This is a genomic window from Paenibacillus rhizoplanae, from assembly GCF_042684125.1.
GTDB lineage: Bacteria > Bacillota > Bacilli > Paenibacillales > Paenibacillaceae > Paenibacillus_AQ > Paenibacillus_AQ rhizoplanae.
Genome location: NZ_JBHUKY010000018.1, coordinates 13,479 through 36,903, shown reverse-complemented (window position 1 = coordinate 36,903; position 23,425 = coordinate 13,479). Strand labels below are relative to the sequence as shown.

The following is a 23,425-nucleotide window of genomic DNA, read 5'->3' as shown; positions in this document are numbered from 1 at the left end:
AATTACATATTGTGAATATTTGCTCCCGGATGAAGCTGCTTCCAGCGGTCTAGCAGCTCCGTTAGCTGAGGAACCGGCTGCGGCAGATAAGACTGGATCGCAAAGGACTGGCCGATGATCCGCCGGGCTTCATGGATGTCTGCCATGCGGCCCGCCTCAATCATCTGCACAGCCAGATTACCCAAGGCTGTGGATTCGGTTGGTCCGGCCAGCACTTCCCTGCCGGTCACATCCGCCGTCAGCTGGCACAGCAGCCTATTGTTAGCGCCGCCGCCGACAATTTGCAGCACTTCGATGCGCCCCCCGATGAGGTCTTCCAATTCAGACAGATAGCTGCGGTAGGATAGCGCCAGACTGTCGAAGATACAGCGGGCCAGCTCGCCCGCCGTCTGCGGCACAGGCTGGCTGCTCTCCAGGCAGGCCTGGCGGATCTCCTGAATCATATCGTCCGGGTTCAGGAACCGCGGATGATTGCAGGGAATCAGGCTGCGGAAGCCTGCGCATACACCGGCCTGCTCTGCCAGTTCCGCGAAGCTAAACCTTTCTCCGTCCAGCCTGCGCATTTCCTGGATCAGCCAGAGGCCCATAATATTCTTCAGGAACCTGTAAGTCCCGTTAGCGCCCCACTCGTTGGTATAATTGGCTGCCATCGCTCTGCGGTCATTAAGGGGGTGATCCAGCTCTACTCCCAGCAGAGACCAGGTTCCGCTGCTAAGATAGGCTGACGCACGGCCCTTCTGAGCAGGCACACCAAGTACCGCAGATGCCGTGTCATGTGTAGCCACGCAGATCAGGCGGCATTCCGGCAGATCATACCGTTCCACCAGCTCCGCTGAGAGGAAGCCAAGCTCTTTCCCCGGCTCAGTCAATGGGGCGAACTGTTCACGCCGCAGACCCAGGAATTCCAGCAGCTCAGGGTCGAAATCTCGGGTCGCCAGATTCAATAGCTGTGTCGTGGATGCATTGGTAACCTCGTTCATCTTCCGTCCGCCGAGCCGGTAGTAGAGATAATCCGGCACCAGCAGGATCTGATCCGCCGTCTCCAGTTCTTCCCGGTCATGCGCATATAGCTGATACAGCGTATTGAAGGGAAGCTGCTGAATGCCCGTTTTGGCGTAGACCTTCTCTGGCGGAAGGAGCCGCCCGACTTCTTCCATCACCCCGTCGGTCCGGTGGTCACGGTAGGCATAGACCGCGCTTATCCGCTTGCCTTCGGCATCCAGCAGCACATAATCTACCGCCCAGGTATCAATGCCGAGGGTGCATTCGTGAATGCCTCTTAGCTTCGCCTGCTGCAGACCGTTAATAATTTCATTCAATAAATAATCCATATCCCAGAAGCAGGAGCCTTCCTGCTCCGTGAAGGCATTGCTGAAACGGTGAAGCTCCGCAAGCGTGAGGCTCCCGTCCACGAGCTGTCCGAGTACCAGCCGTCCGCTGGAGGCGCCGATATCGACGGCGATATGATGGGTCATTGGGAATCTCCTATTCTATGGGAGGTGATTTACAGAATTCTGCGGAATAACGCGATTACTTCATCTTTGGTAGGAATAAAAGGGTTACCGGGCGCGCAGGCATCCTTCATGGCGTTCTCAGCCAGCAGATCGAGATCTACTTCCGCTACCCCCAGCTCGGACAGTTTGGCAGGAATGCCAACTTCCTTGGACAAGGCCTTGATCGCTTCAATGACGTAATCCGCACATTCCTTGTCGCTGCGTCCTTCAGTATGCATACCGGCCGCTCTGGCAATCGCTCTGAACTTCTCCGGCACATGCTTGGCATTCTCTTCTTCCACGTAAGGCAGCAGCATTGCATTGCACACGCCGTGCGGCAGATCATAGACCCCGCCGAGCTGATGGGCCATGGCATGCACGTAGCCTAAGCCTGCGTTATTGAAGGCGAGGCCGCCGAGGAAGATTGCATAGACCATCTGCTCACGCGCCTCAATATCGTGTCCATTCGTTACTGTCCGCGCCAGATTGGCGAAAATCAGCTCCACCGCAGCCAGTGCGGTAGCATCGGTTACCGGATATGCGCCTGGAGTGACCAGCGCTTCAATCGCATGCGTCAGTGCATCCATGCCCGTTGCTGCCGTCAGCGCAGCAGGCTTATCGACCATCAGCTCCGGATCATTCACCGAGAGGGTGGCGATGCTGTTCTTGTCTACCATGACCATCTTGATCTTGCGCTCTTCATCCGTAATCACGTAGTTGATCGTCACTTCACTTGAAGTCCCGGCCGTCGTGTTCACCGCAACAATCGGCAGAGATTTATTTTTGGATATGTGAACGCCTTCATAATCGGCAATATGCCCGCCGTTAGTGGCAACAATGCCGATGGCCTTGGCCGTATCCTGCGGCGATCCGCCGCCGATAGAGATCAGATAGTCACATTCGTGCTGCTTCAGGAAGTCTACGCCGTCATGGACATTTTTGCAGGTAGGGTTCGGCTTCACTTCATCATATATCACATACTGAATTCCCGCTTCATCCAGCACAGCCAGCAGTCTTCCGGCGATTCCGCTCTTCATCAGGAACTTGTCTGTGACCACAAGCGCCTTGTTCAGCTTCAGCTCTTGAATGTACGGGGCGATGTCCTTCAGACAGCCCTTTCCCATAATGTTAATCGACGGCACATAATAGACATGAGTACTCATTGCTTAACCAGCCTCCCGGGCACATAAATAGTTAATGAACACTGTAAGCATACACTCCACCTGTTGACCTTCTCATCGTATCGCCGTTAATCTGTGTTGTCAACATTTTAAACACTAAATAAGTTGTTTTTATTTGTTTATTATTTGTTTCGTGGGAAATAAACGATCATTATTGTGGGTTTCAGAGCAAATGAGGCTCACCATGTTGTACAACACAGAAATAACAGTCTATATTAAGACTATCAACTCTGGAAAGGTGATACCTATGCTCGCTGCCGAAAGACGCAAAAAAATAATCGACCTTGTCCATCAGGACAAACGGGTACTGGTGTCCGATCTGAGCCGGATGTTCGAGGTTACTGAGGAGACGATCCGCAGAGACCTGGAGAAGCTGGAGAAGGATGGCATTGTGAGCCGTACCTACGGTGGAGCCATGCTGAACAGGCATACCAATGAGGATCTGCCTTTTCTGACCCGGGGAGCACTCAATACGGATATCAAACGCGCAATAGCGATCCAGGCGCTGGATCTGATTAATGACGGGGATACCCTGATGGTCGACCCCAGCTCGACTTCGTTTGAATTCCTGAAGCTGCTGGGTAATAAAAGTAATCTGACGATCATCACCAATTCGATCAATATTCTTCATGAGTTCGCGAGTTCAAGCCACAGCATTATTTCTACAGGCGGCTCACTCCGCCACCGTTCCCTGTCGCTTGTCGGCCCCGTAGCCCATGAGACCATCCAGCGCTACAATGTGGACACCGCCGTAATCAGCTGCAAGGCCCTCGATATGGGCCGCGGGGTCACCGATTCCAATGAACCGGAATGTGAGCTGAAGAAATATATGCTGCGCCAGGCACAGAAGGTTGTGCTGCTCGCGGACCATACCAAGTTCGACCAGACGGCCTTCGCCAGGCTCGCAGAGCTAAGCCGGATCGATGTGCTGATTACCGACCGCAAGCCTTCGGAAGCGTGGCTGAAGCTGTTGTCCGAGCAGAATGTGGAAGTATTGTACTAAGTTTATGGGAGATCTGTCATGGGAGATTCATCTTAGGGAGGAGAAATAATCAAATGGGCAAAAAGAGAATAACCTTACCCGCGGACTTCCGCGAGCTGGTTAAATCAGGGGATATCGATGCACTGAAGGCTGTTTTTGAGAAATGTGATTGGAATGCCACCTTGGGGTCTTACAAAGAACCCGCACTCAGCATCCGGCAGATTCCGGACGAGCTGGTCCGCTGGCTGGTGGAGCAGGGTGCCGACATTAACGCCAGGGACAAATATCAGCGCACCCCGCTGTATTCGCAGGCCGGAACCTGGTCCGGCAATATCCCTCTGTTCCTGGAGCTTGGTGCGGAGCTGGAAGCCGTAGATTATCAGAATCAGACCCCGCTGCACGCTGCGGTCAACTATTACCGTACACAGGCGGTACGGGATCTGGTGGCCCACGGCGCCAATGTCCATGCGGTGAATAAGTCGGGGAACACACCGCTGTCTAAGGCCCTATTGCAATGCCGGAATAGCGATATCGCCGACATGCTGGAAATCTCGCACATCCTGCTGGATGCCGGGGCGGTGATCACACCGGAGATGAAGGAATCTGTGAAGAATATCGGCAAGAGCTTTGAATTCGCCAGATCCAATTTCAATAAAGAGCGCTTAAGCGAAACCGCCGAGGCCCTGGACTCACTGTACAAGCTATTCGATGTGGAGCCTGTAGCAGCGCGGGTGATGCATGACGGCGTTTCCAGGATCGAGGTAAACAGCACAAGATGGCAGGATCAGCACCAGGAGCTATGGGAATTACTAATCCCGGCATCAGGACATGCGCTCACCGTACAGGGAGAGGTCATTCGCATCACCGGCCGGATCTCACATGAAATCATGAATAACGGCGGAGGCAACTGGGATGCCGATTTCCGTAAAATGCTGAAGGCGCTGCTCCTGCACTTCGCCTCGGGCACACCACTGGACCCTACGCACCTGAAGGAAGCGGCGGATTTAGCCGGATACCTGCGCCATGGCAACGGCAATGATGAGCCGGCCAGATTATGCGAATTGGCCGTGAATTGGGTACTTGCCAATCCACAGCCCGTTTCGTTGCCGCAACCGGATTACAAACGCTAAACGCTGAGACATCCAGTACTTGTCCTGCTATCTATGAAGAAGAGGCTCCCTTGGAGAGCATAATATTCAGAATGGCCTGATCTGTGGCGGCAAGCCCCTCCTGGACCAAGGTCTCCATATTCTTGATCGTATCCTCCACCTTCTCGAAGATGACACCGTCATTGAGACTCGCGGAGATATTGTTCATGGCGAGGGTGGCGGACTGAATGGCCGCGTTGGTAGCCGTGGAGATTTTGAGTGCACAGGTTGGCTTGGCGCCATCGCAGATCATGCCGGAAGTAGAGGCTATCGTGTTCTGGATGGAGTGCTTGATCTGCGCAAGCGTCCCGCCCATCAGATAGACAATGCCGCTGCCCGCCCCTACACCGCCTGCAATGCCTGAACCGCAAAGCGGGGACAGACGGCCAATGTAATGCTTCACATGGATGGTAATCAGATTGCTGAGCGCCATTGCTCTTGCCAGGGTCTCCTCATCTTTGCCGAGGAGCTCGGCCAGAGCAATGACCGGCATAGTACAGGCAATCCCCTGATTGCCGCTGCCCGCCGTCGTCATTACCGGCATGGCACTGCCGTCCATCCGTGCATCGGATGCGGCTGCCGTTGCGGCAATGATCCGGTTCGCCACATCCGCGCCGAACAGATTGAGGGCGGATTGCTGGCTCATTTTCCGGCCCACCTGAAGGCCATACTCCCCGCGCAGCCCTTCCTCCGAGATCGCCTTATTCATAACCGCTCCCTCCAGCAGGAAGCGAAGATCCTCGAATGATGTATTCTCAACGAATGCATAGATATCTTCGAGTGTGACCGAGTATACCTCAGGGTCCAGACTTAGCGGGTCTCCGCAGTCGGCCTTGTCCATTTTCGGCTCAAGCCGCTGGCCATCCTTCGCCAGAAACTGCACATTCGTGTGCTCTTTTACCAGGATCGCTGTGGCGGTATGGTTCTTGCTGTGTACTCTCGCTTCTATATATAGCTTCTCCGGCGTATCCTTCAGCTCAACCTCCAGCAGCTTACGCTCCAGCAGTCCCTCTGCACTTGCCAGCTCCTCCGGGGTCAGCCCGGACAGAATCTCAAGCTTCCGCTCCGAGCGGCGCACCACCGCACCCAAGGCCGCCGCTATCGGCAAGCCCGTCTGGCCTGTACCAGGAATCCCTACGCCCATCGCATTCTTGATGATATTGCCGCTGAGGAACAGCTGAATCGCCGTAATCTCCTCCTCCACCAGTTCAGCCGCCAACGAGACGGCATAAGCTACCGCAATCGGTTCGGTGCAGCCTTCTGCCGGCATAATTTCTTTGTGTAATACTTCCAGTAGGTTAACCATCTGTGCATCACCATTCCCTCTGTCTGTCGATCTATGTCTGTTTCTATATATAGTACATCAGATAGACAGTCCGGGGAATCCCCGTTATTACCCATCACCCGACCAGCTTCACCAGCCGCTTCAGCCCTTCCGTACAGGCCCAGCCCCCCGCCCCCGCCAGAATCGTATTATGACAAAGGTTCAAAGCCAGCTTATACGTCATACTGCCGATTATGATCTCAACCACAATAAACCGTAAAATATCTCTCTTCGTGATCAGATAGACTCTGAATTCCTGATTACGGGACACCTGCCATCTCCCCCGCCCATTTTCATGTTTCTGTACTTATATGCTTCGGGCGGGTTGTCTGATTCTCTGTGCCAGGCACAACAAAGAGCAGCACTTCTCCATTGGCTTGATTGCTCGGTTGGCGGCTATTCGGCGGATTCAGGTGCACTAGTGCTCTTCATTTGCACGGTTGGCAGGTATTCGGCGGATTCAGGTGCACTAGTGCTCTTCATTTGCACAGTTGGCAGGTATTCGGCGGATTCAGGTGCACTAGTGCTCTTCATTTGCTCGATTGGCGGGTATTCGGTGAATTCAGGTGCACTAGTGCTCTTCATTTGCTCGGTTGGCGGGTATTCGGCGGATTCAATGGGGCTGAACCAAAAGTCATGAAATGGCTGCTTGGGACAGCTCTTTATTGCGGAGTAGGACCAACGTGAGCACTTAGGTGGACGCTCCGCAAACGGACCGTTGCTCCAATAACTGTTGTGTCCAGATTTTTTTCATTCCCCTTAGCGGTGAAAATCCGGACACAAAGGCGACCGCTTCCGCTTTTACGCGGGTCGTTCCGTCCGCTCCGCTGTTTAAGTGGGACACGATCATCCATGCTAAAAAAGAAACAAAAAAATCGCTCAGAGAGCGTTCGGCAGTTGCGTAAGGAGGTGTTGCCTTAAAAGACGACCCATTAGCTGTACGCTGAATGACAGAACCGGAAATTGCTTGGACAACTGAAGAACAATCGAGGCTTCCGGGGATTTCTGCAAGTGGCTGTCGTCGCTCATAGAAAATTACTTTTGGGACAGCCCCTTTCAGTTCTCCATCCGGCCCACTTCCGGCCGATTTAATGGGATTTATCCCTTTCTTTTTCCCATCCGGCCCACTTCCGGCCGATTTAATGGGATTTATCCCTTTCATTTTCCCATCGGGCCCACTTCCGGCCGATTTAATGGGATTTATCCCCTTCATTTTCCCATCCGGCCCGCTTCCGGCCGATTTAATGGGATTTATCCCTTTCATTTTCCCATCCGGCCCGCTTCCGGCCGATTTAATGGGATTTATCCCTTTCACTTCCCGTATGTCCCGCTTCCAGCCCGACTTTCGACCGAAGCCGAAACAGAAGAGGCTGCCCAAACAGCCATTTCATGGCTTTGGGACAGCCCCCTGATATCACCGCTTCAGCCTAATTGCTGCTGCTTACTTCGACTCCACCGCATGGCCGCCGAATTCGTTGCGCAAGGCGGCGACGACTTTGCCGGTGAAGGTGTCGGTCTCCAGCGACCGGTAACGCATGAGCAGAGCCATGGCGATGACCGGGGTCGCCGCCTGCAGGTCAAATGCAGTCTCCAGCGTCCATCTTCCCTCCCCGGAGGAATGCATGATTCCTTTGATCTCCTCCAGCTTGGCGTCCTTGGAGAAGGCGCGTTCGATCAGCTCCATCAGCCAGGAGCGGACCACCGAGCCGTTATTCCAGACGCGGGCCACCTGCTCGAAGTCGAAGTCATACCCGCTTTTCTCCAGCACCTCGAAGCCCTCGCCAATGGCGGCCATCATCCCGTATTCAATGCCGTTGTGTACCATCTTGAGGAAATGTCCGCTGCCGGATTTGCCGGCATACAGGTACCCGTTCTCCACAGCGGTGTCCCGGAACAGCGGTTCGGCCACCGCCCACGCCTCCTCATCTCCGCCAACCATATAACATGCGCCATTCCGCGCGCCTTCCATTCCGCCGGACGTTCCGGCATCCAGGAAATGAATCCCGTGGGCGCCAAGCTCGTCATGACGGCGGATCGACTCTTTATAATGAGAGTTCCCGGCTTCGATAATGATATCTCCCTTGGATAATAGGGGCGTCAGTTCAGCAATCACTGAATCTACAAAAGTATGGGGAACCATGATCCAGAGAACGCGCGGGGAATCAAGCAAACCCGTAAGCTCCTCCAGGCTTGCTGCCCCGGACGCCCCGCGTTCGGCCAGTTCCTGCACGGCAGCGGCATTCACATCATACGCTACTACTTCGTGAGCATGCTCCAATAGATTCTGGCCGAGATTGAAGCCCATTTTGCCCAGTCCGATTAATCCGACTTTCATAATGAATCCCTCCGAATAGTGTTGTCATATAAAAGCTAACTCTGTCCGATGAACGTGTGCAGGCTCTGCATTCTCCGGTTCATCCAGCCACCAGTGGAACTCGCCAAGGAGCTGGTCTGCTGCCGCCGGGCCATTAGATCCGGCAGGATACAGGTGCAGCGGCAGGCTGCCTTCTGCTGTTGCTTCGATTATAGGCTGAACCCACTGCCAGGACAACTCAACTTCCTCCCAATGGGCGAAGAACGTGGCATCGCCGAGCATCGCATCATAGATCAGATTCTCATAAGCTTCCGGCACATCAGGATTGACCGGCTCATGCTTAATGCTAACCGGCTCAAGCTGCCCGTGCTGAAGCGGATTCTTGGTATTCAGAGTCAGGGAGATGCCCTCATGCGGGCCAATATCAATCACCAGCAGATTAGGGTCAAGCGGCAGCTTGTTACGGTTCTTGTTATGCACATCATTAAACGGCTCTTTGAATTCTATAACAATCCGTGTGGATTTCTCCTTCATGCGCTTACCTGTACGAATATAGAACGGCACATCATTCCACAGCGGATCATCGATCCACAGGCGTGCAGCAATATACGTCTCATTCTGTGAGGTGGCTGCGATCCCCGGTTCAACGGTATACGCAGGCACTTGCTGTCCGCGCATCGCCCCCGCTGCATACTGGCCGCGCACTACATGCTGTGCTACCTCTTCCGGAAGCAGGGGCCGGACGGAACGGATGACATGCCGTTTTTTGCTGCGCACATCCTCCGGTGTACTGCCCTTCGGCAGCTGCATCGCCATCATCATGAGCAACTGGAGCATATGGTTCTGGAACATATCACGCAGCGCGCCAGCCTTATCATAGTAACCCGCCCGCTCTTCCACCCCTACCGTTTCACTGGCGGTAATCTGAACATTGGCGATATACCGGTTCTGCCACAAGGCCCGCAGCACAGGGTTAGAGTATTTCAGCACCTCCAGGTTCTGCACCATCGGCTTGCCGAGGAAGTGGTCTATACGGAAGATTTCCTCCTCTGCAAAAGCTTCGCTCAAGCTCTCATTCAGCACGCGTGCCGACTGCAGATCCCGTCCAAACGGCTTCTCGATGATCAGACGTTTCCAGCCCTGGGTATCCCCAAGGCCGCTGGCATTGATGCCTGCGGCAATCTCCCCGAAGAATTCGGGACCGACCGACAGATAGAACATCCGGTTTTGCGGAAGCCTCAGCTCTTCCTCCCGGCGCTGTACATGCCCAAGCAGCTTCACATAATCCTCAGGACGCCCGACATCCAGCACACTATATTCAAAAGCCTGCAGGAAATTCTGCAGCGCCGCTGTATCCTCTACCGGACGGCGCGAGAAGGTGCGCAGGGAATCCAGCACCTGACGCTGGAACGTCTCTTTAGTGAGTTCCCTTCTGCCCAGCCCAATGACTGAGAGAGGACCGGAAAGCTTGCCATCCGTGAACAGGTTGTATAGAGCGGGAAAGATTTTTCGCTTCGCCAAGTCCCCGGTTGCGCCAAAAAGTACAAATGTAGATGAGTCCACTTTCATTCCTCCCGTTATTATCATTTTATTATATAGTTACTTAATATTACTCAGGAACTTTTATAACACACATCATACGACTATAAACTCAATTCGTCAATCTCAATTCGACATTTACGATAATTACCCAAACATGCCAAATAGCAGGCCTTCATGAAGAAGACCTGCAATGAGACCGAAGCCATGATCAGAACCACGAAGCGACCAGATCATTGATCGGCTTGAAGATGAATATAATCAGCAGCAGCGGGCTGGGAACCTGGATTTTGAGCAGCGTGCATATCGTGGCAGCCATTCCAACGATCCACAGCAGACCCCAGACCACACGGTCACGCCGCTTCTGCCTGCCCTTCAGAGAGGACAGATCAATGGCTACACAGCCTGCAGCAATCAGAGCAAACATCAGCACCAGCAGCATACAGCCTCACTCCTTAATATCTTCAAGAAAAGAATTATCAATCGTACCGATCCGGTTGATCGTTACACTAGACTCGTAATGGACAGGGAGTGTTCTGAGATAGTCTTCTCCCTTCCCTTCCTTCAGCCTCTCCCATGCCTTCGGACTCTTACGGTATATCGACTGGCCGAAGCCGAAGATATCCACATTGAACTGCTTGCTGATTCCCTCTACAGCTTTTTCCATCCGCTTTACAATCCGATCCTCCGTCTTCTCTTCAAGTAATCTGATCTTGGCCTCCGTATCCAGCTTATCCGCGCCTTCAACCTCCTGCACATTGCATAGTGTTTCCGCGCTCAAATATATATGCGGGTCGCCGTCTATGATTTTCACCTTCCGGCTGGTAGTGGAGGTAAGCGCCTCTATAATGATCAGGCTTCCGGTTTCGTCTTTGAAGTGCCCCGTATTTTTGGTGACATTATCAGTCACATAATTGAAGCCAGCCGTATAGTCATCATCTATCCAGCCAAGCAGCTTGTCCCCTTTGAATACGGCAACACCCTCATAGTGAAGTTTCGTTCCGGGGTCTGTCTGTTCCACATTGCTTTTCTTACTGCCTGCCTCGGGATCACCCTCCACCTCCACTCCGGTTAACACCGGACTCTCCCCCTGGAGGAGCAGGTCCTCGATGAATTCATCCAGCGTGACCGCAACAGTCTTGGAGGAAATTTTGTAGGACTTATCCAGGGAACTGAATAATTTAGTAGCCGGCAGCCGGTCCAGCGGGGTCAGCACCTTCAGCACATTCTCGGCAGTTGTCTTCCGTGCAACCATCACATAGAAGTCCATACGCGGCTCCCGGCTTCTTTTGATCACATCCAGCGTCTCGCCCACCCCTTCCCGTGCCAGCTCTTCTCCGATCACCAGTACCCGGATATGGCCCAGATACGGGGAGCGGGAGCTGACCAGATTGAACTTGCGGAGGGATTCATAGACTGTTGGCACTGTGAAATTATAGACAACTACGGGAACCCCGCTCCCCCCTGTTCCTCCCGAATTCTGTGAAGAGATAGAAGAGGGGATAACCACCTGCATCGTTACGTTGTAGCCGTTCTCCGCTTTATCGAGGCCCAGCGCCAGCACAAAAGCCAGTTCATTCAGTTCCTTCCTCTCCCAGCACCCGCTAAGCAGCAGGGAAATCAGCAGGAGGGGAAGGCAAGCAGCAACGGCTCTCTTTATTCGGCTTGTCATATCAGGAACCTCCGCGTTTGGATCTGTTCTGGCGGTGCAGATTCTGTATTCTATTCTCTTGCGGTCTAGTTCTCAGGAACGGCCAGGGGAACCTGAAGATAGAATCCTTAAGGTCTGCCGGCCGGAAGGGCCCCAGCGGACTCATATAAGGAACGCCGAAGGAACGCAGGCTGACGAGATGCAGCACCACTATGAATACTCCGCACAATATTCCGTACAGCCCCATGAACCCGGCCAGTGCAATCAGGAAAAACCGGATAATTCGTGCGGCGATGGACATCCCGGCTTCGGGAATCACAAAGCTTGAGATCGCTGTAATGGATACAATGATAACCATCGCCGAGGAGATGAACCCCGCCGCAACCGCCGCCTGCCCGATGACCAGCGTACCGACGATGGAGACAGCCTGGCCCACGTTCTTAGGAATCCGTACCCCTGCTTCCCGCAGAATCTCATAGGTCAATTCCATCATCAGCGCTTCGACAAAAGTCGGAAACGGCACCGTCTCCCGCTGGGCCGCCAGGCTGATCACCAGATTGGTCGGGATCATCTCCTGATGAAAGGTTGTGATAGCCACATAGAACGCAGGGGCAAACAAGGTGATAAAAAAAGCCAGAAACCGGATGAACCGCAACAGGGTAGAGATATCCGCCCGCTGGTAATAGTCCTCCGCCGACTGAAAGAAGGAGACAAATACGGTCGGGGCCAGCAGCACAAAAGGGGTCCCGTCAACCAGGATAGCCACCTTCCCTTCCAGGATGCCCGCCGCGATGGTATCCGGCCGGTCACTGTTATAGATCGTGGGAAAGGGTGTCGCCACCTTATCCTGAATAAATTCCTCGATATAGCCGCTCTCCAGAATACTGTCCGTATCAATGCTGTTCAGGCGCCGCTTCACTTCCTGCACCAGCTCTTTATTCGCAATATGACAGAGATACATAATCGAGACACTGGTCTGGGTGACGCGGCCGATCTGCATCGTTTCCAGCCACAGCTGACTGTCCTTGATTTTGCGGCGGATTAGCGCGGTGTTGGTCCGCAGATTCTCGCTGAACCCCTCCATCGGTCCGCGGACCACAGACTGCGAGCTGGGCTCACTTACACCCCGGTCTTCCCAGCCGGGCAGCCCGATCCGCAGCGCTGAGGCCGTCCCCTCCACCATCAGCATCACGTTGCCGGATAACAGGTCGTGTACGAACTGGGCGTAATCCTGAACCACGGTAAGATCCCCGGCCATTAGCACACGGCTGGTCAAGATTTCTATTTTCTTGTCCGGGTCCTGTTCTTCCAGAAGAACCGAGGTCCGTCCCTCCTGAAGCGAATACAGAATCGAATTATGCAGCAGCTGATTATCTATCAGGCCATCAATATAAAAAATAGCCAGTTCCGTATGCTTTCCCAGCTTCAGCTGTTTTCTCACCAGGTCAGTGCTCTCGCCCAGCAGCTTGTACAGCTGTTCATGATTGACCTCCAGCCTGCTGGATAACTTCCCCTCCACCGTACCCTTCATCCGGATCACCTCTCCTTCCCGTGAACATTCTATTCCGGTTAGTTTGGTAGCATCGCTTGATAATTATTCCTCAAATTCAGACCCGTACTTGATTCACATAATTCTGGAAGGGGATGCCATACTAAGAGGGTTCCGGGTTCATAGGCCCTGGAGGTCACATGTAAAGGGGGGATAGAGATGAGTATTGAAAAAGAGCGGATCAGCACAGCGCAGTTGGTAATCCTCGGTCTTTTCACTTTTATCGGGGATATGGCCCTGGTCTATCCTGCAGCCATGACTTCCGAAGCCCATCAGGATGCCTGGATCGCCGCCCTGATCAGTATTCCGCCGGGGATTGCACTAGTCTTCCTGTTTGTTGTAGTAGCAAATATCAGTCCGGACCAAAATATTATTGAGATCAGCCAGCAGGTGCTGGGGAAATGGATAGGCAGCGCGGTAGGCGGGTATTATCTGTTCTTCTTCATCATCGCGGCCTCTACGTATATCAGGGAAATTGAGGATTTCATGTGTACCCAGATCTACGAGGGAACTCCCGGCGGAGTAATCCGGTTCATGAGCATTGTTCTGCTGGTGTATGGTCTGCGTCTGGGGCTTGAGACGGTCGGCCGGGCAGCGCAGGTGTTCTTTCCGCTGTTTGCCTTATTCCTGGTGGCCCTGATGGTGCTCTTATTTCCGCAGGTCCAGTTGGACCGTGTCTATCCCATGATGACTACACCCCTGCCGGATATGCTGCATACGATCATGATCGGCGTATTCTATCCCTTCGGAGAGATCTGCGTCTTCTTCATGGTCTATCCTTACACCCGCAAGAACAGTAAGATTAACCGTGATATCTTCATTGCGCTCTGCCTGGGTGCAGCAGGTCTGAACCTGATTCTGTTTCTCTCGCTGACCGTTCTCGGCGTTTATTTCTCCGAGCATAATTTCTATGCCGCCTATGTCCTGGCCCAAAAAATCAATATCGCCAACTTCTTGCAGCGGCTCGAAGCGCTTATGGCTACCGCCTGGATTATCACGACCTATTTCAAAACAGCACTCTACTTCTATGCCTTTGTACTCGGAACCGCGCAAATATTCAAGCTGAAAAGCCACCGCCCTCTAATCTTCCCTGTCGCGTTCCTGATCTACGGACTCTCACAGCTCATCTCCAAGGACATCATCTTCTATGTCAAAGAAATTCCCCCATTCTGGGTGGACTGGAATCTAACTCTTTCGCTCGGACTTCCCCTGCTTATTCTCGTAGTATACAAAGTGAGGCAGCGCGCCGCTGCCTCCCAAGCTAATCCATAGAGTGAAGCTCCTGTTTTATTGTAGCGCCCTGGTGGGGTCAACGTTATAATAGAAACCATGAAATGTCTTTATTTTGTCATGACAGGAGCGTAAACCAAGGATGAAACAGCTGTTCGAACCTGTCCTGTTTGCGGGCAGGCAAACTCTGATCTGGGACTATCAACTCTATACTGATGATCATTATAAAGGGTATTACCATTGGCACCAGTGCTGTGAGATTATGTTCGTGCACCGCGGACAAGGCAGTATTGTGGTTAACCAGCAGATGTATGATATCCGTCCGGGTATGCTGTTTTTCTTCCAGCCTTATCAGCTGCACCGGATCTCCTCGGACGTCTCACCGGATCGTCCGTTCATACGGACGATCTTCTATCTTGATCCCTTGACAGCAGAACAACTGCTGCAGGGCTTCGCCAAACGTAAGGCGGTATTCACTGCGTTATGGCAAGGCAACAATCCCTATTGCGGCTTCGATCTTGGTGACCACCTGGAGACTATGGAATGGATCTATGGGAATTACAATCAGTGCCGGAGCAAATCAGCCGGAGAAGATGCGGAGGATATCACGATGCTGCTTCTGCAGTTGTTAAGCTGTCTTGGAACAGGGGAGCGGTCACTGATTCATACCGGGGAACGGCGGAATCTCCGCTATTCGGAGCAGATCATGAACTGGATTGAAGCCCATTACCAGGAGGAGGTTACTCTGGATCAGCTGGCAGCCGAGACCCATCTGTCAAAATCTTACGTGTCGCGGATTTTCCATCAGGAAACCGGCGGTCGGCTCGTAGATTATCTTACAGCCCGGCGGCTGAAGCAGGCCTGCCGTCTGCTCGAAACGACGGACCTGACGGTAGAGCGAATCGGCAGGACTGTCGGATTTCCGAATTCTTCCTATTTCAACCAGCTGTTCAAACGGGTGCTTGGCCTTTCTCCGCTGCAATACCGCAAAGGAAGCTGAGAGGCACTTGCGAGGAATAGGACAATATAACAACATTTCGTGATATCAAATGACAACTTCCTGTTCGTCAGAGGCGTTATACTGGGGCCATAATCTAATTCATGTGGAGGCATCAGCGATGACTACAGCTTATTGGCAGGAAGTAATGAACCGTCTGGAACCGAAAGTGAACGGCATGATCAAGCAGTTCGGGACGCGGAGTCCTCATGCTGCGGGAGCAGACGGCAGATTCGATAATCCCGGGACTGACTGGTGGACCTCCGGCTTCTGGCCGGGAATACTCTGGGTCATGTATGATATGACCGGCAAGGAAGCTTATAAGGATACAGCCTGGCCCTGGGACGAAACGATTGGACAGTGGTTTGCGAAGCCGACCGAAGAGCTGCATCACGACGTCGGCTTTCAGTTCCTGGCTACTGCGGTGATCAAGCATACGCTTACAGGTGATGCGGAGGGCTTGCGCCGGGGACTTGAAGCGGCTAACTACCTGGCTGCACGTTATAATCCTGCGGGCCGGTTCATCCGCGCCTGGAACGGGGACAAGCACGGCTGGGTGATCATCGACTGTATGATGAACATCTCACTGCTGTTCTGGGCCAGCCGGATCACCGGCGATCCGCGCTACAGCCATATCGCTACCCGCCATGCGGAGACAGCAATGACCTATGGTGTGCGCGAGGACGGGTCAACCAGGCATATTCTCTCCTTCGATGCAGAATCCGGCGCTTATCTGGAGAACTTCGGCGGACAGGGATATTCCCCTGAATCCTGCTGGAGCCGGGGTTCAGCCTGGGGACTGTACGGCTTCATTAATACTTACCGCCACACCGGGGACGAACGTTTCCTGAATACTGCAAAGCGGATTGCCCATTATTTCATCGCGGCTCTCCCGGAGGATCACGTGCCGCACTGGGACTTCCGGCTTGGAGCTGACAAACGCATGTTCAGAGACAGCTCTGCCGCAGCGATCGCGGCATCAGGCCTGCTGGAGCTGGCGGACATGGTACCTCTTGGCGAGAAACGTGTGTATGCGGATGCCGCAGAGCGCATACTGCGTTCACTTACAGAGAATTATGCCACCTGGGACCAGCCGGACCACGAAGCCATTCTGCTGCATGGAGCCGCCAGCGGCGATTCGCTCACAGATGTGTCGCTGATCTACGGCGACTACTACTATGTTGAAGCTGTAGCGAAGCTGAACGGCTGGAAGCACCGGGTGTTCTAGTCTGGCTGGCAGCAGGCACAGACAGCTTGCATGGACGCGCGAGCCAAATGTAATCGGAAAACCGACCACATTTGGCGTTGCGCAAGCATGTGGGGCCAATGTAATCGGAAAACCGATCATACTCGGCGCTGTATGAGCGCGTTTGCACAGTTGTTTTAATCACATAAATAAATTTCGATTCTTTCTTTCCCTCTCCCGATATTGTTACGCTTTAACTTCATTTCTCCAACTTCACCTGTTTTCTTCAAGTGAGTTCCACCACAGGGAACCTTTGAGAAGCCTTTAACTTCCCAATATCTTCTTCCATTTCCTTCATCGCTGAAGGCACTAATAATATCTAGGTTTGCCTCAATGATCTCAAGGAATTCTTTCTCGATCAAAGAAAATGATTTTGAAATATTCTCGTGCCATGCAAAATCGATTCGGGCTTTATCCTGAGAGATATGAGCGCCTATTTTCTCAATACCTGTCAACTGTTTATAAGCTAATTCTAATACAACCTCCGCAGCAAAATGTAGTCTCATAAGTCTGTAACGACGATCCCAATCTACGGTCATAGATACTATATCACCAACCTTTAAGTCATGCCCTTCTTCAATGGTATAAATGATATCATGACCCTCTTTTTTGGCTTGATGTACAGAATACCCGTGAATCCATCCTGTATCACTCTCTTGTCCTCCAGAGAAAGCATACAGTATGGTTCTTTCCACTGTAATTTCATTGCCATTAACACTGGATATACGAGTATCTAATTTTGTTAAATATGGGTTAGTCCAAAATACTTTTTCAACCATATCAGCACCTCTATTTTTGTTTATTATATTATACAAAAATAACAATATAATAAAAAACAGCGAATCCCGCCATGGGAGATTCGCTGTGTAAGTCAACACCGCCGGACATCCGGCTTCAACTACCTACCCACGCTGCTCCTCCAGCCACAGAATGGCCGTTACCCCGCGCGGGTAATATTTGCTTCCGGTGATCTCGCCGGAGATAATCTGGTCGCTCCAGCTCCAGATGGAGAGCTCAGGATGCGTAAGCCAGGCCGTATGGGCCTGGTCTGCTGCGCGTCCCTTCTCATCCCATTTCAAGCCGAGAATTTCTCTGGCGATGAACTGGGAGAGATAGATTTTGCTCAGCCAGCTGTTATTGCTGGTGGAGGAGATTTTCCAGCCGCCGTCCTCGAACAGGCAGACTCCCTCTACAAGCACAGCCTTCAGATGAGTGTCCAGTGCCTCGAGATATTCGCCGAACCGTCCTCCGCGCTCCAAGGCTTCCTTGCAGCCAGTGAAGTAAGGGAATACCAGGCCTTCGATGGCCGGAATAATCTTTGAATCATTGCCTTCGCCGATGACCGCCGGAATGTAGCCGCCTTCGGTCACACTCGCCACGATGGTAGCCGCACAGAGGTCAGCTTGCCGGCCGGCAGTCTGGGACAGCTCCGTATTGCCATTGTCGCGGAAAATACGCTCCATAGCCAGATAAGCAGCCCAGCATTTTCCCGCCAGATAAATATTGTTGCGCGCCTGGCCCAGGGAGACATCCAGACTGTCATAGGTCGTAATCTCTGCACCGCCCATAGTCCGTGAGCTGTCGAGGGCCATCACACCATTGCGCTTCGCCGGGTCCGGATGATCCCGGTTCAGCATACTTTGCAGGCAGCTCTCCAGTACCGTCAGATTGCGCTCCATCCAGCTGCGGTCGCCCGTGTGCTCCACATAGGTTGCCGCTGTGAGAATCCAGTTGACCAATTGCTCGTGGGTCATATGCGAGAAGCAGCCGTCAATGCCGTACAGCTCATAGGAGGAATACCCCGGACGCGACACGGCGTTGGCTACTCCCATATCATGCGTGAAGCTAAGCCCGCCCGGATACTCGGTGCTATCTCCCGGGAAACGGACGGTGTCCACATAACTGAACCGGTCCACGAACATATCGAGCTCATTGCGTACGGTCCACGGGTTCATTTTCAGCTCGTAGAACAGCTGGTCTACCGTAAGATCGAACGTGTTCATCATCCGGTATTCGCCTTCGTTGACGACCCAGAACGGCTGGCCTTTGTACTCCAGCAGTTCGGTGGAGCCGTAATAGCTGCGGATAGCGTGAGCGAGCATGAAGGTCTGGTCGTCACTGAGGCCCGTTCCCTCCAGCATCCCGTTCGCCTCTTCGGCCTGCTTTTTCAGCGTGTCGAACTGGGATAACGCGTATTCTGCAACAGCTTCCACGTTACTGTAATAGCGGTTATAGTAGTAGCTCGCATCCATTCCTGAAGTCACATAACCGGAGCGGTGGAAGCAAACGGCGAACTGGTACACCTTGCGTTCACCGGCAGGCACATCCATAATAAGCGCGCCAACCTGACCCAGTCCGAACGTCCAGTTCTCCTCCAGCTCTGCTGCAAGAATATCCTCCATCGTAAAATGCATTGCCGCCTTAACGCTTCCCTGCTTCGCGGCGATTGCCAGGAACCGGCCCTGTCCTACACCAGTCAGCTCCTCTTGGCCGCCATCGAATCTTCTCAGGGCATTATACGGATCATTCCCCTGGAAGCCGAAGAAGGCACGGCGCGCAGAGCTGCCCGCAGTATTATCGACTTCAAGCTCTACCAGCACGGCTGGCAGCAGCACTTCCTTCAACTCTGCGTCCGAGGCCGTCTCCGGGTCCGGAACGGGCCAGACTGGTGACAGAATGCGGAAGGTCAGATCGCCGGCCTGCCAGCTGTCCGTTGTAAGCCGGAAATCGCGCGTAATTTCATCTTCCCCGAAGTGAAACAGAGTCTGCGGCTTGTCCGGACTCGGGTCCGGGTTCTCGATGTCGTAGCGTTTGCTCTCATCGTCACTACCCTGCTCATGGAAGGGCAAGGTATCATAACCTCGGCCATCCTTGCGCGCAAGGCCGATATATATGTTCTGTCTCGGCGGCCTGCCGAGTTCAAGGTCAAAGCCGCCGGACGCTCCTTGAAATCCGAGGGTGAAGCTTGAGAATGATCCAATCGGTGAATGATGGGCATTGAAGAATTTGTTCGTTGGCATACAGTATATACACTCCCTCCAGCTTTGTCCCGGCAGTGCCGGGCTCTAGCTCTATGTTAGCGCTACCCTCCCCTCAGGCAACAGGCGCAAAGCCGCCAATTATTTGGACAAATCAATCGGACGCAGCGGCCTATGCTATAATAGATCCATCTTTTAACAAAGAAGAGGTTGAACATGAACGTATTAGATCCCGGCACACAGCACTCCATGGATGGACGCATGTCCCCGGATGTTCAGGCTGCCTTCCATCTCTTTGCCGCCCACTGGCGCAAGGTGAACAAGGAGTGGCAATATCCGGCACACACTCACCCGATGTTCGAGATCAACGTCGTTCTGCAGGGCTCGCAGCGCATGGCCGTAGGCGGACAATCCTACATCCAGGAGAGCGGCGACATTCTGTTCATCCGCCCTGGTGTGCAGCACTCCAGTCTGGGCGCAGCCGCAGGTGACGAGATGTCTTATTACTGCCTGCACTTTGACATTGACGATCTGGTTCTGCGCCGCTCCTTAATGACGATGGATACCGTCAGTCTGAGCGGGGACACCCCGGAGCTGAAGGCAATCCGTTCCTCCCTGGATGACATCATCCGCTCGACCATTCTCCCGGAGGCCAGTGATGCACAGCGCGGGCGGCTTGTGATGCTGAACGCTTCGCTCCAGTTCTTCGCCGCCCTTACCGGCTGGGTGCTGGCTGCCCTGCCTTCCCCTGCCCGGAGCACCCTGCCGGGAGTGACGGAGAAGACCGTCGCCCTGGCGAATGCCATTGAAGGGCTGCTGCAGGAATCCGTCTTCACGGCTGCGGCATCCGGCAGCAGAGCCGGAAGCATCGAGGAGATCGCGGCCAGGCTCGGCTACAGCCCCAACCACTGTAACCGCGCCTTCCGGCAGATTTACGGGCTGCCGCCCCGGCAGTATCTCTCCGATCTCATTATCCGCCATGCCAAGCTGCTGCTGCTGGATAACAGTCTGTCTGTAGAGAGCATCGCCTACCGGTTGGGCTACCGCGATGTCTCCCATTTCAGCAAGCAGTTCAAGCGGTGGACCGGTCTGCCTCCCATGGGCTACCGCCAGCTTACGGAGGAGCCGGGCAAGACGGACGGCCAGGCGTTATTTACTTAAGACATACATGACAGGGAGGCGTTTCATGGCCATACAACCAGAAATGACCTGCTATGCGGGTGGATTTTTTGTTAAATGTCTTATATCACATTTGTAAAAGCAGGTGAACGTTATGATCTATCTCATTAAATTCGTATACAGCTTTGTCTTGCCTCCAGGGATATTTGTCCTGCTGCTGCTGGGCATGGTGGTCTGGCTGTGGAGAAGCAGCCGCCGTCCCGCGATCGTGCTGCTGGCGGTCACGCTCCTGCTCTATCTGTCGATGACCTCTGCGGTCAGCGACATGCTGATCGGGAGCCTGGAGCGGAAGTACCCTCAGCCTGCTGCTGCAGAGGGGGATGTGATCGTAATCCTGGGCGGCGGGGCCACCTCCGGCACCCCGGATCTGGACGGGCAGGGCAATATGTCCGGTCCGGCGGCGAACCGGCTGCTGGCGGCCGCGCGGCTGTACCGCGAGACCGGCCTGCCGATCATTTTCTCCGGGGGACAGGTATTCGCCGACAGCGGCAATGAAGCGGATATCGCCCGGCGGCAGCTCATCGGCCTCGGCATTCCCGCAGAGGACATCCTGCCGGAGAGCCGCTCGCTCAACACGGAGCAGAATGCGGTCAACACCGCGAAGCTCATGCAGGAGCATGGCTTAAGCCGTCCCGTTCTGGTAACCTCCGGCTTCCATATGCCGCGCAGCATGGTCCAGTTCGAGCATGCCGGACTTAAGCCGCAGGCTTTTCCGGTAGATTTCCAAGCCAGCCGTCCCATGTCACTCTATGTAAGCAAATTCACTCCGTCCGCCGGAGCCGTCTCCACAACCGGGCTGGCGCTGAAGGAGTATCTGGGGTTAATAGCCGCGAAGCTGCTGCCTTAGCCCATGCAGCTGACTGCACGCGGCCGCACGCCCATCAAAGAAAGCGAGGTTCCCTTAACCGATGAACCCGTATGATGAAGAGAAGTTAACCGGCGGTAATGTAAATGAGATCATCCGCCAGGCTGACACCGTCCGCCGTCCTATAGGGAGCTGGAGCCCAAGTATTCATGGACTGCTTCAGCATTTGGAGCAGCAGAATTTCGCAGGAGCGCCCAAGTTCAGGGGCACGGATGATGCAGGGCGCGAGATTCTATCCTTTCTTCCCGGCGAGGTTCCGGGCAACGCTTATCCTGAGCTGGAGCCGTACATGTGGTCTGAAGAGACCCTTACGGGCCTGGCCCGCCTGTTACGCAGCTATCATGATGCCACGGTAGGCTTCGTACCGAATAGTATACATACGGAGTGGCAGCTCCCCTATGCCGATCCTGAGGAACATGAAGTGATCTGCCATAATGATGCGGCGCTGTATAACGTGGTGTTTCAGCATGGTGTGCCCGTGGCGCTGATTGATTTTGACATGGCTGGTCCAGGCCCGCGCCTGTGGGACATTGCCTATACCCTCTACACCTCAGTTCCGCTCGCCGGTTTTGCTCCTGATTATCTGACAGGTTCCACGGTACCTTATCAGGCAGACCTCCATGCAGCAGACAGGCAGCGACGGATTAAGCTGTTTTTTGAAGCCTATGGACTGCCTGTCCCAGAAGATCTGCATGACTGGTTGACCAGGCGGCTCACAGCTATGTGCGATACACTGAAGAAGGAGGCCGAGGCGAACAATCCTGCTTTTGTCAAAATGGTGAAAGAAGGCCACCTGGCCCACTATGAACGCGAGCTTCAATTCATAGCGGATCATTATAGTGAATGGACTAATGCTTCTCGTTTTGAAAAGCGCAAAAAGTAAAAAAGCAGCAATTCTCTAATTATTGGAGAATTGCTGCTTTTATTATTGCTTGTTTTGTATCCCGCTTAATCTACTCTTTAATCAACTCCGTAAAAACCGCAGACACCGCTTCAGCCAGCAGCTTCGGCTCAAGCTCCATCTGAACGCCGATCCGGCCTGCGCTGACCGCGATTGTCTCAAGCTCCGCCGCACTGCTGTGAATGAACGTAGGATACAGCTTCTTCATGCCGACAGGGGAACAGCCCCCGCGCACATAACCAGTATGCTTCAGCAGCTCCTTCAGCGGCAGCAGCTCGATCTTCTTGACTCCGGCAGCTCTGGCGGCTCGCTTCAGATCCAGCTCCTCAGCAACCGGGATCACATAGACATACGGCTGCGGTCCGTTGTGTGCGACCAGTGTCTTGAATACCACTTCAGATGGCAGACCAATCTTCTCAGCAACCGCTGTTCCGTGAATGAGCCCGTCCTCATTGTCGTAGCTATGAATGGTGTAGCTTATCTTCCTTGCATCCAGTATGCGCATGGCATTCGTTTTGTTCATCTGCCACTCCCCTAATCCCGGGGGTAATTGATTTGCATAATGTCCATGAACGGCACCTTGATAATCTCTTCGTTATTTCTGACATGCACCCTGCCGGTACGCGAATCCATCTCTACAATCACTCCGCGCACCTCTTCTTCCTTCCCCCAGACTGTCAGCAGAATCTCGGAATCCTCCTGCTTCGCCTCTACCAGCTGGTTGCCCAGCTCCTCAAGCACGAATTCGTCGCGGGTTGGACGTTTTGCCACTTTTGCCTTCGCCACAATTTGCCTCCAGTAAGCCATTACAGAATATAGGATAATGCCCGGTGTAAATGCTCCTGTCT

The 23,425-nt window shown here is 53.6% G+C and carries 22 protein-coding genes; 8 read left to right on the top strand and 14 right to left on the bottom strand.

What is annotated here, in order from left to right; translation table 11 throughout:
• Nucleotides 1–2: 2 nt before the first annotated feature.
• Together rhaB and ACFSX3_RS07420 are read right to left on the bottom strand one after the other, a co-directional pair.
• Nucleotides 3–1,475, bottom strand: a complete 1,473-nt coding sequence (rhaB, locus tag ACFSX3_RS07425; RefSeq protein WP_209989535.1) for a rhamnulokinase — start codon at nt 1,473–1,475, stop codon at nt 3–5.
• A gap of 29 nt (nt 1,476–1,504) precedes the next feature.
• Entirely contained in the window at nt 1,505–2,656 is a 1,152-nt protein-coding gene (locus tag ACFSX3_RS07420) for an iron-containing alcohol dehydrogenase (protein WP_209989531.1), read from the bottom strand.
• Nucleotides 2,657–2,921: 265 nt separating this feature from the next.
• Here ACFSX3_RS07420 and ACFSX3_RS07415 point away from each other — a divergent pair, with 265 nt between their 5' ends.
• Nucleotides 2,922–3,677: a DeoR/GlpR family DNA-binding transcription regulator gene (locus ACFSX3_RS07415; RefSeq protein ID WP_209989526.1), complete on the top strand. Its 756-nt coding sequence runs from the start codon at nt 2,922–2,924 to the stop codon at nt 3,675–3,677.
• Between the two features lie 53 nt (nt 3,678–3,730).
• Entirely contained in the window at nt 3,731–4,786 is a 1,056-nt protein-coding gene (locus tag ACFSX3_RS07410; RefSeq protein ID WP_209989523.1) for an ankyrin repeat domain-containing protein, read from the top strand.
• Between the two features lie 31 nt (nt 4,787–4,817).
• Here the strand turns inward: ACFSX3_RS07410 and ACFSX3_RS07405 are convergent, their stop codons facing one another.
• The 8 genes from ACFSX3_RS07405 to ACFSX3_RS07370 all read right to left on the bottom strand — a co-directional run bounded on the left by ACFSX3_RS07405 (nt 4,818) and on the right by ACFSX3_RS07370 (nt 13,163).
• Complete coding sequence (locus tag ACFSX3_RS07405) at nt 4,818–6,110, bottom strand: L-cysteine desulfidase family protein (protein WP_209989520.1); 1,293 nt, start codon at nt 6,108–6,110, stop codon at nt 4,818–4,820.
• A 94-nt stretch (nt 6,111–6,204) separates the two neighbouring features.
• A complete protein-coding gene (locus tag ACFSX3_RS07400) occupies nt 6,205–6,399 on the bottom strand; it encodes a hypothetical protein (RefSeq protein WP_209989519.1) in 195 nt (64 codons plus the stop codon).
• Nucleotides 6,400–6,819: 420 nt separating this feature from the next.
• Nucleotides 6,820–7,443 (bottom strand): hypothetical protein, encoded by a 624-nt coding sequence (locus ACFSX3_RS07395; RefSeq protein ID WP_379256426.1) that lies wholly within the window; start codon nt 7,441–7,443, stop codon nt 6,820–6,822.
• Nucleotides 7,444–7,569: 126 nt separating this feature from the next.
• A complete protein-coding gene (gene gnd, locus ACFSX3_RS07390; RefSeq protein WP_209989510.1) occupies nt 7,570–8,463 on the bottom strand; it encodes a phosphogluconate dehydrogenase (NAD(+)-dependent, decarboxylating) in 894 nt (297 codons plus the stop codon).
• 24 nt (nt 8,464–8,487) lie between these two features.
• The gene (zwf, locus tag ACFSX3_RS07385) at nt 8,488–10,005 is read right to left on the bottom strand and encodes a glucose-6-phosphate dehydrogenase (protein WP_209989505.1); all 1,518 of its coding nucleotides are present in this window, start codon (nt 10,003–10,005) and stop codon (nt 8,488–8,490) included.
• Nucleotides 10,006–10,192: 187 nt separating this feature from the next.
• Nucleotides 10,193–10,423, bottom strand: coding sequence for a hypothetical protein (locus tag ACFSX3_RS07380; protein ID WP_339218205.1), 231 nt, complete (start codon nt 10,421–10,423; stop codon nt 10,193–10,195).
• A 6-nt stretch (nt 10,424–10,429) separates the two neighbouring features.
• Nucleotides 10,430–11,653 carry a Ger(x)C family spore germination protein gene (locus tag ACFSX3_RS07375; RefSeq protein ID WP_209989502.1) on the bottom strand — a complete coding sequence of 408 codons (1,224 nt, stop codon included), beginning with the start codon at nt 11,651–11,653 and terminating at the stop codon, nt 10,430–10,432.
• A 1-nt stretch (nt 11,654) separates the two neighbouring features.
• Nucleotides 11,655–13,163, bottom strand: a complete 1,509-nt coding sequence (locus ACFSX3_RS07370; protein WP_209989499.1) for a spore germination protein — start codon at nt 13,161–13,163, stop codon at nt 11,655–11,657.
• Nucleotides 13,164–13,340: 177 nt separating this feature from the next.
• On the opposite strand from ACFSX3_RS07370, the gene ACFSX3_RS07365 reads away from it, so the two are divergent.
• The 3 genes from ACFSX3_RS07365 to ACFSX3_RS07355 all read left to right on the top strand — a co-directional run bounded on the left by ACFSX3_RS07365 (nt 13,341) and on the right by ACFSX3_RS07355 (nt 16,636).
• Nucleotides 13,341–14,453 (top strand): GerAB/ArcD/ProY family transporter, encoded by a 1,113-nt coding sequence (locus ACFSX3_RS07365; protein ID WP_209989496.1) that lies wholly within the window; start codon nt 13,341–13,343, stop codon nt 14,451–14,453.
• 100 nt (nt 14,454–14,553) lie between these two features.
• Nucleotides 14,554–15,411 carry a helix-turn-helix domain-containing protein gene (locus ACFSX3_RS07360; protein ID WP_209989492.1) on the top strand — a complete coding sequence of 286 codons (858 nt, stop codon included), beginning with the start codon at nt 14,554–14,556 and terminating at the stop codon, nt 15,409–15,411.
• A gap of 118 nt (nt 15,412–15,529) precedes the next feature.
• Nucleotides 15,530–16,636 carry a glycoside hydrolase family 88 protein gene (locus ACFSX3_RS07355; protein ID WP_209989489.1) on the top strand — a complete coding sequence of 369 codons (1,107 nt, stop codon included), beginning with the start codon at nt 15,530–15,532 and terminating at the stop codon, nt 16,634–16,636.
• Nucleotides 16,637–16,791: 155 nt separating this feature from the next.
• Here ACFSX3_RS07355 and ACFSX3_RS07350 read toward each other — a convergent pair whose 3' ends face one another.
• Complete coding sequence (locus tag ACFSX3_RS07350) at nt 16,792–17,433, bottom strand: alanyl-tRNA editing protein (RefSeq protein WP_209989487.1); 642 nt, start codon at nt 17,431–17,433, stop codon at nt 16,792–16,794.
• A gap of 123 nt (nt 17,434–17,556) precedes the next feature.
• Nucleotides 17,557–19,674: a glycoside hydrolase family 52 protein gene (locus tag ACFSX3_RS07345; protein ID WP_209989484.1), complete on the bottom strand. Its 2,118-nt coding sequence runs from the start codon at nt 19,672–19,674 to the stop codon at nt 17,557–17,559.
• A gap of 174 nt (nt 19,675–19,848) precedes the next feature.
• Between ACFSX3_RS07345 and ACFSX3_RS07340 the strand changes: the two genes are divergently transcribed.
• The 3 genes from ACFSX3_RS07340 (at nt 19,849) to ACFSX3_RS07330 (ending at nt 22,559) form a co-directional block, all read left to right on the top strand.
• Nucleotides 19,849–20,793, top strand: a complete 945-nt coding sequence (locus ACFSX3_RS07340) for a helix-turn-helix domain-containing protein (RefSeq protein WP_209989481.1) — start codon at nt 19,849–19,851, stop codon at nt 20,791–20,793.
• A 112-nt stretch (nt 20,794–20,905) separates the two neighbouring features.
• Nucleotides 20,906–21,658 (top strand): YdcF family protein, encoded by a 753-nt coding sequence (locus tag ACFSX3_RS07335; RefSeq protein ID WP_209989478.1) that lies wholly within the window; start codon nt 20,906–20,908, stop codon nt 21,656–21,658.
• Between the two features lie 61 nt (nt 21,659–21,719).
• On the top strand, nt 21,720–22,559 hold the full coding sequence (locus tag ACFSX3_RS07330) for a phosphotransferase (protein ID WP_209989475.1): 840 nt from the start codon (nt 21,720–21,722) through the stop codon (nt 22,557–22,559).
• Between the two features lie 70 nt (nt 22,560–22,629).
• Here the strand turns inward: ACFSX3_RS07330 and ybaK are convergent, their stop codons facing one another.
• Together ybaK and ACFSX3_RS07320 are read right to left on the bottom strand one after the other, a co-directional pair.
• Nucleotides 22,630–23,100, bottom strand: coding sequence for a Cys-tRNA(Pro) deacylase (ybaK, locus tag ACFSX3_RS07325; RefSeq protein WP_209989472.1), 471 nt, complete (start codon nt 23,098–23,100; stop codon nt 22,630–22,632).
• Between the two features lie 11 nt (nt 23,101–23,111).
• Nucleotides 23,112–23,384, bottom strand: a complete 273-nt coding sequence (locus ACFSX3_RS07320) for a YolD-like family protein (RefSeq protein WP_209989470.1) — start codon at nt 23,382–23,384, stop codon at nt 23,112–23,114.
• Nucleotides 23,385–23,425: the final 41 nt, after the last annotated feature.

Excerpts from the sequence above, each read along its gene's own strand:
- rhaB (WP_209989535.1), bottom strand. The coding sequence starts at position 1,475 with ATGACCCATCATATCGCCGTCGATATCGGCGCCTCCAGCGGACGGCTG.
- ACFSX3_RS07420 (WP_209989531.1), bottom strand. The coding sequence starts at position 2,656 with ATGAGTACTCATGTCTATTATGTGCCGTCGATTAACATTATGGGAAAG.
- ACFSX3_RS07415 (WP_209989526.1), top strand. The coding sequence starts at position 2,922 with ATGCTCGCTGCCGAAAGACGCAAAAAAATAATCGACCTTGTCCATCAG.
- ACFSX3_RS07410 (WP_209989523.1), top strand. The coding sequence starts at position 3,731 with ATGGGCAAAAAGAGAATAACCTTACCCGCGGACTTCCGCGAGCTGGTT.
- ACFSX3_RS07405 (WP_209989520.1), bottom strand. The coding sequence starts at position 6,110 with ATGGTTAACCTACTGGAAGTATTACACAAAGAAATTATGCCGGCAGAA.
- gnd (WP_209989510.1), bottom strand. The coding sequence starts at position 8,463 with ATGAAAGTCGGATTAATCGGACTGGGCAAAATGGGCTTCAATCTCGGC.
- ACFSX3_RS07380 (WP_339218205.1), bottom strand. The coding sequence starts at position 10,423 with ATGCTGCTGGTGCTGATGTTTGCTCTGATTGCTGCAGGCTGTGTAGCC.
- ACFSX3_RS07375 (WP_209989502.1), bottom strand. The coding sequence starts at position 11,653 with ATGACAAGCCGAATAAAGAGAGCCGTTGCTGCTTGCCTTCCCCTCCTG.
- ACFSX3_RS07370 (WP_209989499.1), bottom strand. The coding sequence starts at position 13,163 with ATGAAGGGTACGGTGGAGGGGAAGTTATCCAGCAGGCTGGAGGTCAAT.
- ACFSX3_RS07365 (WP_209989496.1), top strand. The coding sequence starts at position 13,341 with ATGAGTATTGAAAAAGAGCGGATCAGCACAGCGCAGTTGGTAATCCTC.
- ACFSX3_RS07360 (WP_209989492.1), top strand. The coding sequence starts at position 14,554 with ATGAAACAGCTGTTCGAACCTGTCCTGTTTGCGGGCAGGCAAACTCTG.
- ACFSX3_RS07355 (WP_209989489.1), top strand. The coding sequence starts at position 15,530 with ATGACTACAGCTTATTGGCAGGAAGTAATGAACCGTCTGGAACCGAAA.
- ACFSX3_RS07350 (WP_209989487.1), bottom strand. The coding sequence starts at position 17,433 with ATGGTTGAAAAAGTATTTTGGACTAACCCATATTTAACAAAATTAGAT.
- ACFSX3_RS07345 (WP_209989484.1), bottom strand. The coding sequence starts at position 19,674 with ATGCCAACGAACAAATTCTTCAATGCCCATCATTCACCGATTGGATCA.
- ACFSX3_RS07340 (WP_209989481.1), top strand. The coding sequence starts at position 19,849 with ATGAACGTATTAGATCCCGGCACACAGCACTCCATGGATGGACGCATG.
- ACFSX3_RS07335 (WP_209989478.1), top strand. The coding sequence starts at position 20,906 with ATGATCTATCTCATTAAATTCGTATACAGCTTTGTCTTGCCTCCAGGG.
- ACFSX3_RS07330 (WP_209989475.1), top strand. The coding sequence starts at position 21,720 with ATGAACCCGTATGATGAAGAGAAGTTAACCGGCGGTAATGTAAATGAG.
- ybaK (WP_209989472.1), bottom strand. The coding sequence starts at position 23,100 with ATGAACAAAACGAATGCCATGCGCATACTGGATGCAAGGAAGATAAGC.
- ACFSX3_RS07320 (WP_209989470.1), bottom strand. The coding sequence starts at position 23,384 with ATGGCTTACTGGAGGCAAATTGTGGCGAAGGCAAAAGTGGCAAAACGT.